Origin of the sequence: Streptomyces reniochalinae (assembly GCF_003323735.1) — a bacterium.
Taxonomy (GTDB): domain Bacteria; phylum Actinomycetota; class Actinomycetes; order Streptomycetales; family Streptomycetaceae; genus Streptomyces; species Streptomyces reniochalinae.
Map to the genome: position 1 here is coordinate 136,441 of NZ_QOIM01000033.1, position 13,025 is coordinate 149,465.

Here is a 13,025-nt window from a genome sequence, read left to right on the forward strand (position 1 = left end):
TAAGCCTGTCCTGCCCCGAGGGCTGGATCAGGTGAGCGCGGGCTCGGCCGTCGTCACATCGATGTCGTCGAACACCGAGTCATGCCGAGCGGCGGCGGACAGAGCGTCGTTCTCGGCCTGCATCCGTACAAGTTCGGATTCGAGGTCCTGGACACGCTGCTGCAGCCGTCGCATCTCGGCGAGCACCCGGGGGTCGGAGCCGCCGACGTGACCGAGAAGCGCCTTTGCCATGATGGATGGTCCTCCACACTGAGTGACCGACCGTGAGTCTGGTGGGTCGTGAGGGAATCGCACCGTTGAGGGTCTGCTCTGGACTTTTACTGAAGATTCTTCGATCAAACAGCTCAGGTGCGCGGGGATTCCAGGGTCTCACCAAAAGGTTTGACGGTCAACACGATCACACGTGGCGCCCCCGGGTGTGCCTTGACTCGACGGCGTCCGGCGCCGGAGCAGGCTGCCCTCGGGGGCTGGGAGGAAGATCCACCGCGCTGACTCGTTGCGGCAGCTTTGCACGCCACAGCCCGAATGGCAACCGTTGTGGATCACCGGATCGCGAAGCCGCGGTACCCCCCGCGGGGTGTGTCCCAAATCTCGGTCACACCGTCCACGTGTCCGGGCGTGTCCCCGCCGCGCAGCCACTCCAGCAACTGCTCGCAGTCGGCACGGGTGCCCTCCGCCACGATCTGGACCCGCCCGTCACCCAGGTTGAGGGCGAAGCCGACGAGCCGCCCGATGCGCAGTGCCGCCGCGCGGGTGAACCAGCGGAAGCCCACGCCCTGCACCTCGCCGCGCACCCACGCGGTCAGGCGGGCGGGGTCCTGCGGCCGCGCCCCGGCCGTCTGCTCGGGCACCTGCTCTGACATCCGGTCACGCTCCGTCGCCCACGCGGGCTCGCGTTCCGGTTCGTGCAGCCGTCCGTCCGGGCTGTCGTCGGTCGGGTTGATGGCAACCATGGGTGCACGCTATCCGGACAATTCCCGAGCGGACACATCCACCCCCGTGCGGATGCCGTACATTGCCCGGCAACTCTCTTCACACGCCCCGCACACTTCGGGCGGGGAAGAGGAAACAGTGAGCCGCAGCGACCGCCGAGCAACGTGAGGACAGCACAGATGGGCCGCCATCGACGCGCTACCCCCACCCCGTCCGCGCCGACGGACGCCCCTGCCCGGAGCGCGCCCCGGCAGCGGCACGGCAGGCGCCCCCGGCGTACCGGAGCCCCGGTGCGGACGGGGCTGCTGGGAGCCTCCGCCGCCCTGGCGATGGGAGTGGTGGCCGTGGCGTCGGGTCTGATACCCGCGCCCGGCGGCTCCGAGGGGCCCGGTGATCACCGCGTCCGTGCCCAGGAGGAGCCCGAGGAGACCGGACCCCCCACGGCATCCGGCGCCCCGGCGGAGCCGACCGCCACCGCGGCCCCGGACGACGACGGCGGGCGCACGACCGCCCCCGGAAGCCGGCACTCGCCGAAGGACGAACCCTCACCCTCGCCTTCCAGGACTTCCCCCTCCCGCCCCACGGCAGCCCCGGACGGGGACGAGGAGCGCGGCTCCCGCGGCGGGCGGGACCGCGACCCGGCGCGGAGCGGTTCAGCGGGCGGGAGCACGGCGGCGGCCGACCAGGAGTCCGCCGCCGAGCAGGAGGTGCTCACCCTGGTCAACCAGGAGCGCGCCAAGGCCGGCTGCCGGCCCGTGAAGGCCGACGGCGACCTGGCCGCGCTCGCCGGCGGCTACAGCGCCGACATGGCACGGCGCGGCTTCTTCTCGCACACCTCGCCCGACGGCAAGAGCCCCTGGGACCGTGCGGAGGCCGCGGGCGTCACCGACCTGGGCGGCGAGAACATCGCACGCGGTCAGGCGAACGCGCGCTCGGTGATGGACTCCTGGATGAACAGCCCGGGCCACCGCGCGAACATCCTCAACTGCGACTACCGCACGCTGGGCGTCGGCGCGCACTTCGCCGAGGGCGGCCCCTGGTGGACCCAGGACTTCGGCTTCTGACCCGCGACCGGGCCAGCCGGTGGCCCGGACCGGGCGGCTGCGCCGGTGCCTCGGAGCCGGGAGGTCGGGTGCGGGACCGGGCGACGTCCGACGGTGCCCCGGCCGCGCGGCCGGGTGCGGGGCCGGGCGGCTACGCGCGGGCCGGGCGTGGGCGCGGTGCCCGCTGGCAGCGCGGGCAGAAGTAGCTGGAGCGGTTCATCCACGCGCTGCGGCGCATCGGGGTGCCGCAGCGACGGCAGGGCTCGTCCTGGCGTCCGTAGGCGTCCAGGGAGCGTTCGAAGTAGCCGGACCGGCCGTTGACGTTCACGTAGAGACTGTCGAAGCTGGTGCCGCCCGCGGCCAGCGCGGCCGTCATGACATCGTGGACGTGTGCCACCAGTTCGGTGGTCTGTGTCCGGGTCAGGGTGGCGGTGGGCCGGTCGTAGTGCAGTCGGGCGCGCCACAGCGCCTCGTCGGCGTAGATGTTGCCGACGCCGCTGATCAGGGACTGGTCGAGCAGGGCTCGCTTGACCGTCGTGCGGCGGCGGCGCAGGGCGGCGTGGAAGGCCGCCTGGTCGAACTCGGGATCGAGCGGGTCGCGGGCGATGTGGGCTATCACGTCCGGGAGCCCGTCAGGGGACGCCGGGTGCAGCGAGAGTCCGCCGAAGGTGCGCTGGTCGACGAAGCGCAGCTCGCCCCCGTCCGCGTCCTCGAAGGTGAACCTGACCCGCAGATGCCGCTCGTCGGGGGTGGCGGCGGGCTGGACGAGGAGCTGGCCGCTCATCCCGAGGTGCGCGAGGAGGGCGTGTGCCCCGTCGTCGACGGGCAGCCACAGGTACTTCCCGCGCCGCATGGCCGCGCCGATGCGGCGGCCCGCGAGCCGGCCGGCGAAGTCCAGCGGCCCCGCGACGTGGCGGCGGATGGCGCGCGGGTGGAGGACCTCGGCGGCCGTGACCGTACGGCCGCTGACCCAGCGCTCCAGGCCGCGGCGGACGACCTCGACTTCCGGCAGTTCGGGCACGGTTCCTCCAGGCGGTACGGGCGGTGGGGCCCCGCGGTTCCGGGGCTACGACACCGCACGGCCGCCCCCGGTCGGGAGCGGCCGTGTGCAACGGTTCGCGGTGCGGTCCGCACGGTCCGGGCGAGGGCCCGGCGTGCGCTCCGCGCTCAGCGGGGAGCGGTGGTGTCCTGGCTCGGCTCGCCGCGCCGGCCGTCCGGCGCGGGGCCGCCGTCGGCCTGCGCCACCTGCCCCTCGACGGACGGGCCCGCGCCCTTCGCCGAGTCCGCCGCGCCCTTCGCCGGCTTGCCGGCGCCCGCACCGGCGACGGCCGCGGCCTCGCTGCGCGCCGAGATGGCACGCCAGGCCGCCTCGGCGGCCTGCTGCTCGGCTTCCTTCTTGCTGCGTCCTGTGCCGGTGCCGTACGCGACACCACCGACGCGGGCAGCAGCCGTGAAGGTCTTCTCGTGGTCGGGACCCGTCTCGGAGACGAGGTACTCGGGGACGCCGAGGCCCTCCGCGGCCGTCAGCTCCTGGAGGCTGGTCTTCCAGTCCAGTCCGGCGCCCAGGTTCGAGGAGCGCTCGATCAGCGGGTCGAAGAGGCGGTGCACCAGTTCGGAGGCCGCCTCCAGCTCCTGGTCGAGGTAGACGGCACCGATGACCGCCTCCAGGGTGTCGGCGAGGATCGAGGCCTTGTCGCGGCCGCCGGTCCCCTCCTCGCCCCGGCCGAGACGGATGAAGGCGCCGAGGTCGAGACCCCGGGCGACACCCGCCAGCGCCCGCGAGTTGACCACCGCGGCCCGCAGCTTCGCGAGCTGGCCCTCAGGCAGGTCGGGGTGCATGCGGTAGAGCGTGTCGGTGACAACCAGTCCGAGGACCGAGTCACCGAGGAACTCCAGGCGCTCGTTGGTGGGCAGCCCGCCGTTCTCGTACGCGAAAGAGCGGTGCGTCAGCGCACGCACCAGAAGGGCGGACTCCAGCTTGTAGCCGAGCCGCCCTTCCAGAACCGCGTGGGACGAGGCCGCGTCCACCAGCTCCGCGGAATCCCCTCCCTTGCCGGGAGCGGCGTTCTTCGGAGTACCGGCGTTGGACATGAAGCCTGTCACCCGCCGATCAGACCTCGAGGACCTGACGCTTGTTGTAGGTGCCGCAGCTCGGGCACGCGATGTGCTGCTGCTTGGGCTCGCGGCAGCGCTCGCACTTCACCAGGGTCGGGACCGCAGCCTTCCACTGCGACCGGCGGTGGCGCGTGTTGCTGCGCGACATCTTCCGCTTCGGAACAGCCACGGCTACTTCTCCTGTGAGTCATCCCCGTCGGTGCGGGGCTCGTTGTCCTGCTCGCCGTCCTTCATGGTCTCGGCGAGATCCTGCAGTGCCGCCCACCGGATGTCGACGGCATCGTCGTGCGCGTGATCGGGCTCGTCCGCCAGCTTGGCCCCGCAGTCGGGGCACAGGCCGGGGCAGTCCGCGCGGCACACCGGCTGCAACGGCAGTGCGAGCACCACCGCGTCACGCAGCACGGGTTCGAGGTCGAACAGGTCGCCCTCGAGGAGGTACGTCTCCTCGTCGTCCTCGCCCTCGCCGGGTTCCGCCACAGGGCGGCCCCGTTCGTCGGCGTCGGGATAGGAGAACATCTCCTGGAAGTCCGCTTCGACGCGTTGGTCGAGCGGCTCCAGACACCTTACGCACTCCCCCGTCAGCGGCGCACGGGCGGTACCCGTGACGAGGACCCCCTCCATGACCGACTCCAGCCTCAGGTCGAGCTCGATCGTGGCACCGTCCGGCACCTTGACGAACTCGACCCCCAGGTCGCGGGGGGACTCCACCTCGCGGGTCAGCCGCTTCATCGCACCAGGACGTCGCCCCAGCTCGCGTGTGTCGAACACGAGGGGGGAGCGGGCGTCGAGGGGGGTGTTCAGGGCGTCCTGCTTTCTACGGTGGGGCTGCGGCCGTGCGAGTACTCACGACCGAAGAGACAGGATACGTGACGGCTCCCCCATGACCCAATCGGCGCTCTGCCTGCGCCGGCGCCGCCGGGTGGAGGGCCGGTGCCGCGCCGGCGCGGCCTGCTCAGCCGCCGTGGCCGTGGCGCTGCTCGTACGCCCTGACCTGCTCGATGTCGATCATGCTCGTGTCGAACAGGCTCGTCTCGTCCAGCTGCGGCTGCTGCTGCACCTGTGACTGGTAGGCGGGCTGCTGGGCCTGCTGCGCGTAGTAGGGATCGGACTGCTGTCCGTAGCCGTAGGGGTCCTGTTGCTGGGTGTAGTACGCGTTCTGCTGGGCGTACGCGGCGTAAGGGTCGTGCTGCGGTACGCCACCGTCGTAGGGCGACGGCTGCGGCTGCTGTGCGTAGTACGGGTCCGCGACCGGCGGGGACTGCGGCTGCGGCGGCAGGTGCCCGGGGTGCGGCGGCTGCACGTCCTGCGTCCGGTGCATCTGCTGCATCTGCTGCGCCTCGTGCAGCTGCTGCGCCGGGTCCTGGCCCGGCAGCGGGGCACCCCCCTGCGCTGGTCCCCCGGCGGCGACCGGTTCTGCGTGGGCGAGGCCCGCCAGGTAGTCGGAGTCGCTGGCGTGCGCCGCGTAGCCCTCCGCTCCCTCCTGCGCCGCCATGTGGGCGGCCAGCTCGTCGACGGGTTCGTGACCGCGCAGCTTGAGGCGGCCGCGGCCGACGGCCTCCAGCGTCTTGGCGAGCACCGCCGAGACCGAACCGAGCCGGGCCTGCACGTAGTCGTCCGCACGGCGTTGCAGCTCACGCGGGTCGGCGGTGCGCTCGGGAGCGTCCTGCGCGTACTGGTCGCTCCACTCCTCGGCGCCGGGGCCGCTGCCCAGCAGCTTCTCCCGGCCGCGGTCGACCGAGCCGATCGTCTTGGAGAGGACCACCTCGAAGTTGGCGAGCTTGCTGTCGACGTAGTCGTCCGCCTCGACGCGGATCTCCTCGGCCTCCCGGCGCGCCTCCGCCAGGATGCGGTCCGCCTCCTGCTGGGCGTGGCGGGCGACCTCGGTGCCGGTCACCAGTGAGGCGCGCTCGGCCTGGGCCGTCTCGATGATGTGCTGCGCTTCCTGCCGGGCATCGGCCACCACCTGCTCACGGCCGCCGAGCACCTCGCGGGCCTCGGCGAGCGAGCCCGGCAGCGCCTGGCGCACCTCCTCCAGCAAGGAGAGGAGTTCGGCGCGGTTGACCACGCACGAGGCGGACATGGGCATCGAGCGCGCGCCGTCGACGGTCGCGACGATCTCGTCGAGTTTCTGCTGTACGTCCACGGTGGTGACTGTACGGCCCGTCAGCGCCGACTCGTCACCTCTTCCACGGGTTCCGTCCCCCGGGAAGGGGCCTCAGCGCTTGCTCAGCCGCTCGGCGAGCGCCGCGTTGACGGTCTCGGGCACCAGGTGCGAGACGTCGCCGCCCCAGGCGGCGACCTCCTTGACCAGGCTGGAGGAGAGGAAGCTGTAGGTCGGGTTGGTCGGCACGAAGAGCGTCTCGACGCCGGAGAGACCGTTGTTCATCTGTGCCATCTGCAACTCGTAGTCGAAGTCGCTGACCGCGCGCAGCCCCTTGACGATGGCGGGGATGTCCCGGTCCTTGCAGAAGTCGACGAGAAGCCCGTGGAAGGCCTCCACCCGCACGTTCCCGAAGCTCTCGGTGACCCGCTGGATCAGGTCGATCCGCTCGTCGACGGCGAAGAGGCCCTGCTTCGACTTGTTGATCATCACGGCCACATGGACCGTGTCGTACAGCCGGGAAGCGCGCTCGATGATGTCGAGGTGGCCATTGGTGATCGGGTCGAAGGACCCCGGACAGACGGCGCGGCGCACGGGCACTTCCTCGCTCTCCTCACAGCGGGCCCCATGTCCCGCTTCAGGTGATCTCAGCATGACGCGGCGGTAACTTCCCGCGCGGCGGCGCGACCGTACCAAAGCGTTCCCTCGCCGTAGCGACGGGACCGCAGCCCCTCGAAACCCTCCGGCCAGCGGAACTCACCGCCCCTGGTGCTGCGCTCCACGGTGGCCAGCGCATCCTCGGCCAGCCAGTGCCCGTCCCGGAGTGTGAGCAGTATCTCCCTGAGGGCGTCGTCCGTCACGGCGTACGGCGGATCGAGGAACACCAGGTCGTACGGGTGCTCGGGCGGCTCATCCGCCACCGTCCTGGCCGCCTTGCTCTGACGCACCTCGGCCCCAGGCAGCCCGACCGAACGCACGTTCTGCCTGAGCGTGCGCACCGCCCTGGCGTCCGGCTCGACCAGCAGCGTGTGCGCCGCACCGCGCGAGAGCGCTTCCAGACCGACCGCGCCGGAGCCCGCGTACAGATCCAGCACCCGCAGCCCCTGCCACGCGGCGGCGCCGCCCAACTGGGCCTCCCAGCTGGAGAACAGGCCCTCACGGGCCCGGTCCGAGGTCGGGCGGGTGCCCGTGCCCGGCGGCACGGTGAGCCGTCGGCCGCCGGCGGCTCCGGCGATGACGCGGGTCATGGGTGACGGGTCCTTCGCTGGTGGGGTCCTCTTCGGCTCCAGGATCCCACGCGGCGCCGGGCGGGCGGCGCGAGGAGGTGCCCCGGAGCCCGCGAGAGCCGGCGCCCGTGCCGGTACCCGCGCCCAAGAGACCTGCGGGGGCGCTCAGCCCTTGTCCAGGTACTCCTCGCGTTCGGCGTCCAGCAGGGCGGCCAGTGCCGTGCGCAGCTCCGGATGGTGTTCCAGGCCGGGATCGTCGGCGACCAGTTGTGCCGCCTCGTCACGGGCCTCGGCGATGATGTCCTCGTCCTCGATGACGGCGAGCATCCGCAGCGAGGAGCGCACCCCGGACTGGGCCTGCCCCAGCACGTCGCCCTCCCGGCGCTGTTCGAGGTCGATGCGGGAGAGCTCGAAGCCGTCGAGGGTGGCGGCGACGGCGTCCAGCCGGGTGCGCGCGGGGCTCTCGGGCGGCATGTCGGTGACGAGCAGGCACAGGCCGGGGGCCGCGCCGCGTCCGACGCGGCCGCGCAGCTGGTGGAGCTGCGAGACGCCGAAACGGTCGGCGTCCATGATGACCATGCCGGTGGCGTTGGGCACGTTGACACCGACCTCGATGACGGTGGTGGCCACCAGCACGTCGACCTCGCCTGCGGCGAACCGCCGCATCACGTCGTCCTTCGCCTCTGGCTGCATCCGCCCGTGCAGCGCCCCCACGCGCAGCCCGGCCAGCGGCCCCGCGGCGAGCTGTGCGGCGATGTCGAGGACGGCGAGCGGGGGCCGCTTCTCCTCGCCGTCCCCCTCCTCCCCCGCCTCGGGGGCATCGGCCTCTTCCGGCTCGGCGGCGCGCTTCTTGGGTGAGCCCGCCGCCTTGTCGTCCTCGTCGTCACCGATGCGGGGGCAGACGACGTACGTCTGGTGCCCGGCCTCGGCCTCCTCCCGCACCCGCTCCCAGGCGCGGGAGAGGAAGTGCGGCTTGTCCCTCGCGGGGACGACGTGGGTGGCGATCGGGGAGCGTCCGGCCGGAAGCTGGTCGAGGACGGAGGTCTCCAGGTCTCCGAAGACGGTCATGGCCACCGTCCTGGGGATGGGTGTCGCCGTCATCACCAGCAGGTGCGGCGGCTGCTTGCCCTTGGAGCGCAGGGCGTCGCGCTGCTCGACACCGAACCTGTGCTGCTCGTCCACCACGACCAGGCCCAGGTCCTCGAAGGTGACCTTGTCCTCGATCAGCGCGTGGGTGCCCACCACGATCCCGGCCTCGCCGGTGGCCAGGTCCAGCAGGGCTTTGCGTCTGGCGGCCGCGCCCATCGAGCCGGTCAGCACAACCACCTTCGTGCCCTGCTCGGCGCCGCCCAGCATGCCGCCCTCGGCCAGCTCGCCCATCATCTCGGTGACGGACCTGTGGTGCTGCTGGGCGAGGACCTCGGTGGGGGCGAGCATCGCCGCCTGGCCGCCCGCGTCGACGGTGGCGAGCATGGCCCGCAGCGCCACCAGCGTCTTGCCGGAGCCGACCTCGCCTTGCAGCAGCCGGTGCATGGGGTGCTCGGTGGCCAGGTCGGCGAAGATCTCGCGGCTGACCTGCTGCTGCCCCTCGGTGAGGGTGAACGGCAGCCGCGCGTCGAACGCCTCCAGCAGTCCGCCGGAGGTGGGGCGGCGGGGCACGGCGGGCAGTTCCGTCTCCTTGGCGCGGCGCCGGGCGAGGGCGACCTGGAGGACGAACGCCTCGTCCCACTTGAGGCGGGAGCGCGCCTGGCCGATGTCGGCCTTGGTGCGCGGGCGGTGCACCTTCTCGAACGCCTCGGGCAGCGGGAGGAGTCCACGCTGGGCGCGGAGCGCTTCGGGCAGCGGATCGGTCAGCCCGCGCCAGCCGGTGGCCTCCAGCGCCGTCAGCAGCGTGGCGACCGACTGCTCGATGCTCCAGGACGTCAGCTGGCGGCACGCCGGGTAGAGGGGCAGCAGGGCGTTCGCGAACCGCTCCACCGTCTGCTGGTCGCTCTCCTCGTCCAGCAGTTTGTAATCGGGGTGGGAGAGCTGGAGCTTGCGGTTGAACACCCCGACCTTGCCCGCGAACAGGCCGCGCCTGCCGGGCAGCAGCTCCCGCTGGTGGTAGTGGACCGAGCGGCCGAAGAAGACGAGCTGGAGCCGGCCGCTGCCGTCGGTCAGCGTGACCTCCAGACGCTGCCCCTTGCCCCGGTTGAACTTGTGCACCCGTGCGTCGTGGATGCGGGCGACGACCGTGACGTGTTCGTCCAGCGGCAGGTCGGACAGCCGCGTCAGCTCACCGCGTTCGGCGTATCTGCGCGGGTAGTGGTGCAGCAGATCGCCGACCGTGTGCAGGCCGAGATGGTCCGCCATGGCCTTGGCGGTGTTGCCGCCGAGCAGTGCTTTGAGCGGCTCTCGGAGCGGTTCGCTTCGCGTCGTTTCGATCGGGGGCACGGCACCATTTTGGCGGACGGGTGTGACAACGCGCGCGTCACTCGCCACGAGCGCGAGGATCGCGTCCCGGCCCGGCCTGCGGCCGTCACGGCGCGCCGCGCGGCCGCGCTTGTGCCCGACGCCGACGAGCAGCGCCTACTCGACGCCGATGAGCAGCGAGGCGTCGTGCTGCCTTCCCTCGTAGACGACGGTGTCGACGGCCAGGTGCCCGGCGCGTACGTACGCCTCCAACTCCGTGGCCAGGCCCTGCGGCGCGTCCGCGCCGAGGACGAGCGTGACCAGCTCTCCCCCCGGCGCCAGCATCCGGGCGAGCACGTCCTTGGCGACCTGCGCTGTGCCGCTCCCGATGAGGGCGACATCGCCCTCGACGAGCCCGAGCACGTCCCCGGCCTGACAGACACCGGCGGAGGTCCACGCCTGGCGGGTGGCGACGGTCACCTCGCCGAACCGCGTCGCACCGGCCGCCGAGGTCATCGTGACGACGTCCTCGTCGAAGCGGCGGTCCGGCTGGTGCACGGCGAGCGCGGCGAGGCCCTGCACGGCGGCGCGGGTGGGGATGACGGCGCACCGGATGCCCTCGGTTCGGGCGGCGTCGGCAGCGCGCGCCGCGACGGTGTGGAGCTCGCCGCCGTTGGGCAGCAGCGCCACCTCGCCGGCGCCCGAGGCCCGCACCGCCGCGAGCAGCGCCTCCTCGGAGGCGGCCTCGGGAGCGGGCAGCGCGCTCGCGCCCGCGTCACGGCAGAGCGCGGCCAGCCCCTCTCCGGGGACGACGGCGACGACGGCGCGCCGCACGGGCACCGCGCCGGGCGCCGGGCCCGCCGCCCGGTCGCTTCGCGGTGCGCCCTGCGGCCCGGGCAGGTGGGCGATGCGGATGCGGTACGGGCGTCCGGCGGCAAGGCCCGCCTCCACGGCCGCCCCGGCGTCGGCGACGTGGACGTGGACGCTCCACAGCCCCTCACCGCCGCCGATGACCAGGGAGTCACCGAGCGGGTCGAGGCGGCTGCGCAGCGCGTCGAGGGCGGCGGGATCGTCCGCTTCGAGGAGGTACATCACCTCGAACTCCGAACGGGAGGGCACGGGCTCCCCGCGGGCAGGGCCGCAGGGCGCCTCCCGCGCCGCAGGCACAGAGGGCCCGGGCGGCTCGGACGGTTCGGGCAGCGGGGGCGCCTGCTCCCCCAGCGCCGCCCACAGCGCCCCCAGCAGGGCCGTGAGGCCGAGCGCACCGGCGTCCACGACGCCCGCTCTGGCCAGCGCGGCCAGTTGCCCCGGGGTGGCGCTCAGCGCCTCGTTCGCGGCGGCGGCCGGATCACCGCCCGCCTCGGCCGCGTCAGCGGCGGCCGCCGCCACCGTCAGCATCGTGCCCTCCACGGGGTGGGCGACGGCGGCCCGGGCGGCCCGGGCGGCGCCGCGCAGCATCGCGGCGAGGCCGCCGTCCTCGGTGCGGCCCCGCGCCATGCCCCGCAGGTACTCGGCGAGGATCGTGCCCGAGTTGCCCCTGGCGCCGAGCAGCGCGGCGTGCGCCATCGCGCGCAGCATCCGGCCACCGTGCTCCTCGTCCAGCGCTGCCGGGAGCGCCTCGGCCCCGGGGGCCGCCTCCGGCGCCGAGAGCGCCTCCGCCGCGGCCTCGAAGGTGAGGCACAGGTTGGTGCCGGTGTCACCGTCGGCGACCGGGAAGACGTTGATGGCGTCCATGCGCGCACAGTGGGCGCGCAGTGACTCCCGGCCGAGGGCGCACCACCGGCGTACCGCGGCGGCGTCGAGCGGTTGCGGCACGTGTCCTGACCTCCTCGTGCGGAGCGCGGGCCGCCCTGGGCGCCCGCGCGGACGGTGGGGCGCTCGGGGAGGCTGTTGTGGGGGAAGGCTAGTGCGGCCCCCGGCGGAATCCCAGGTCGGGGCCGGGACGGAGGGGCCCGGGTTTCCTCCGGTTTCCCTGTTCGAGACCGGCCGTTGTATGCTGCTCCGGTTGCCTGATCCGGATGGTTTGGTCCGGTCGGCGACGATCTCCCTGGCGCGCCCGGTCACTCGTGGTCCCGCGTGGCCGGGATTCACCGTACGTGTATCTGAAGTCTTTGGAGTGACCCGTGGCTGCGAACTGCGACGTCTGCGGCAAGGGGCCGGAGTTCGGCAACAACATCTCCCACTCGCACCGCCGCACCCGCCGTCGCTGGAACCCGAACATCCAGCGCGTGCGTGCCGTGGTCGGCGGGACGCCGAAGCGCCTCAACGCCTGCACCTCGTGCATCAAGGCCGGCAAGGTCTCGCGCTGACGTCACCGACGTAACCGCGCGGCCCACGCCGAGCAGAACGAAGAACCGGCCCGCTGTGAGCGGGCCGGTTTTCTGCGTGCGCTCTCAGCGCTCCGCCGACCGCCACCCGTGGTGCACCGGGCCCAGCCCCGAGCCCAGCGAGAAGCCCGCCTCGATCGCGCCCGTCGTGTACTCCTTCGCGGCGCGCGCGGCAGCCGGCACGTCCAGCCCCTTGGCCAGCGACGCGGCCAGGGCGCTGGCCAGGGTGCAGCCGGTGCCGTGGGTGTGCCGGTTGTCGCGGCGGGGGGCGCGCAGCCAGTGCTCCCGCGTGCCGTCGGTGAGCAGGTCGACGGCGTCGCCCGGCAGGTGCCCGCCCTTGATCAGCGCCCAGCGCGGCCCGTGCGCGAGGACGGCGGCCGCGGCCTCGCGCATGCCCTCCTCGCCGGTGACCTGGACGCCGGTGAGCTGGGCCACCTCGTCCAGGTTGGGGGTGACGACGGTGGCCACAGGCAGCAGTTCGGAGCGCACCGAGTCGACGGCGTCGCCGGCCAGCAGCGAGTCCCCGTGCTTGGAGACCCCCACCGGGTCGACGACGACGGGGGCGTCCGTACCGGCGAGGAGTTCGGCGACGGTCTCGACCAGCGCCGCCGAGGCGAGCATGCCCGTCTTGACGGCCTGCACCCCGATGTCGTCCACCACGCTGCGGTACTGCGCGCGGACGGCCTCGACGGGCAGTTCCCAATAGCCCTGCACACCCAGCGAGTTCTGCGCGGTGACGGCCGCGATCACGCTCATGCCGTGGGTGCCCAGCGCGAGCATGGTCTTGAGGTCGGCCTGGATACCGGCGCCGCCGCCGGAGTCGGATCCCGCGACGGTCAGTACCAGCGGCGGCCTGCCGGGGCGGGGGTTCACATCGTCCATGGCATTG

14 protein-coding genes are annotated in these 13,025 nt (G+C 73.1%); 2 read left to right on the plus strand and 12 right to left on the minus strand.

Going from position 1 to position 13,025, the window contains the following annotated elements; genetic code table 11:
• Positions 1-27: 27 nt before the first annotated feature.
• On the minus strand, positions 28-231 hold the full coding sequence (locus DQ392_RS13975; RefSeq protein WP_114015915.1) for a hypothetical protein: 204 nt from the start codon (positions 229-231) through the stop codon (positions 28-30).
• Between the two features lie 311 nt (positions 232-542).
• The gene (locus DQ392_RS13980) at positions 543-863 is read right to left on the minus strand and encodes an acylphosphatase (RefSeq protein WP_114016023.1); all 321 of its coding nucleotides are present in this window, start codon (positions 861-863) and stop codon (positions 543-545) included.
• Positions 864-1,112: 249 nt separating this feature from the next.
• On the opposite strand from DQ392_RS13980, the gene DQ392_RS13985 reads away from it, so the two are divergent.
• The gene (locus DQ392_RS13985; protein WP_114015916.1) at positions 1,113-1,997 is read left to right on the plus strand and encodes a CAP domain-containing protein; all 885 of its coding nucleotides are present in this window, start codon (positions 1,113-1,115) and stop codon (positions 1,995-1,997) included.
• A 130-nt stretch (positions 1,998-2,127) separates the two neighbouring features.
• Here the strand turns inward: DQ392_RS13985 and mutM are convergent, their stop codons facing one another.
• The 9 genes from mutM to DQ392_RS14030 form a co-directional block, all read right to left on the minus strand.
• Positions 2,128-2,997 (minus strand): bifunctional DNA-formamidopyrimidine glycosylase/DNA-(apurinic or apyrimidinic site) lyase, encoded by an 870-nt coding sequence (mutM, locus tag DQ392_RS13990; RefSeq protein ID WP_114015917.1) that lies wholly within the window; start codon positions 2,995-2,997, stop codon positions 2,128-2,130.
• Between the two features lie 146 nt (positions 2,998-3,143).
• Positions 3,144-4,067 (minus strand): ribonuclease III, encoded by a 924-nt coding sequence (gene rnc / locus DQ392_RS13995; protein ID WP_114015918.1) that lies wholly within the window; start codon positions 4,065-4,067, stop codon positions 3,144-3,146.
• A gap of 19 nt (positions 4,068-4,086) precedes the next feature.
• Positions 4,087-4,260, minus strand: a complete 174-nt coding sequence (gene rpmF, locus DQ392_RS14000; RefSeq protein ID WP_016470089.1) for a 50S ribosomal protein L32 — start codon at positions 4,258-4,260, stop codon at positions 4,087-4,089.
• A gap of 2 nt (positions 4,261-4,262) precedes the next feature.
• Entirely contained in the window at positions 4,263-4,820 is a 558-nt protein-coding gene (locus tag DQ392_RS14005) for a YceD family protein (protein WP_245981467.1), read from the minus strand.
• A 223-nt stretch (positions 4,821-5,043) separates the two neighbouring features.
• A complete protein-coding gene (locus DQ392_RS14010; RefSeq protein ID WP_114015920.1) occupies positions 5,044-6,234 on the minus strand; it encodes an ATP synthase F0 subunit B in 1,191 nt (396 codons plus the stop codon).
• Between the two features lie 72 nt (positions 6,235-6,306).
• On the minus strand, positions 6,307-6,786 hold the full coding sequence (coaD, locus tag DQ392_RS14015) for a pantetheine-phosphate adenylyltransferase (protein WP_114016024.1): 480 nt from the start codon (positions 6,784-6,786) through the stop codon (positions 6,307-6,309).
• Positions 6,787-6,839: 53 nt separating this feature from the next.
• On the minus strand, positions 6,840-7,439 hold the full coding sequence (rsmD, locus tag DQ392_RS14020; protein ID WP_114015921.1) for a 16S rRNA (guanine(966)-N(2))-methyltransferase RsmD: 600 nt from the start codon (positions 7,437-7,439) through the stop codon (positions 6,840-6,842).
• 144 nt (positions 7,440-7,583) lie between these two features.
• On the minus strand, positions 7,584-9,770 hold the full coding sequence (gene recG / locus DQ392_RS14025) for an ATP-dependent DNA helicase RecG (RefSeq protein WP_245981469.1): 2,187 nt from the start codon (positions 9,768-9,770) through the stop codon (positions 7,584-7,586).
• 216 nt (positions 9,771-9,986) lie between these two features.
• Positions 9,987-11,624: a DAK2 domain-containing protein gene (locus DQ392_RS14030; RefSeq protein ID WP_114015923.1), complete on the minus strand. Its 1,638-nt coding sequence runs from the start codon at positions 11,622-11,624 to the stop codon at positions 9,987-9,989.
• Between the two features lie 308 nt (positions 11,625-11,932).
• Here DQ392_RS14030 and rpmB point away from each other — a divergent pair, with 308 nt between their 5' ends.
• A complete protein-coding gene (rpmB, locus tag DQ392_RS14035; protein WP_016470082.1) occupies positions 11,933-12,118 on the plus strand; it encodes a 50S ribosomal protein L28 in 186 nt (61 codons plus the stop codon).
• A gap of 84 nt (positions 12,119-12,202) precedes the next feature.
• Here the strand turns inward: rpmB and thiD are convergent, their stop codons facing one another.
• On the minus strand, positions 12,203-13,018 hold the full coding sequence (thiD, locus tag DQ392_RS14040) for a bifunctional hydroxymethylpyrimidine kinase/phosphomethylpyrimidine kinase (protein ID WP_114015924.1): 816 nt from the start codon (positions 13,016-13,018) through the stop codon (positions 12,203-12,205).
• Positions 13,019-13,025: the final 7 nt, after the last annotated feature.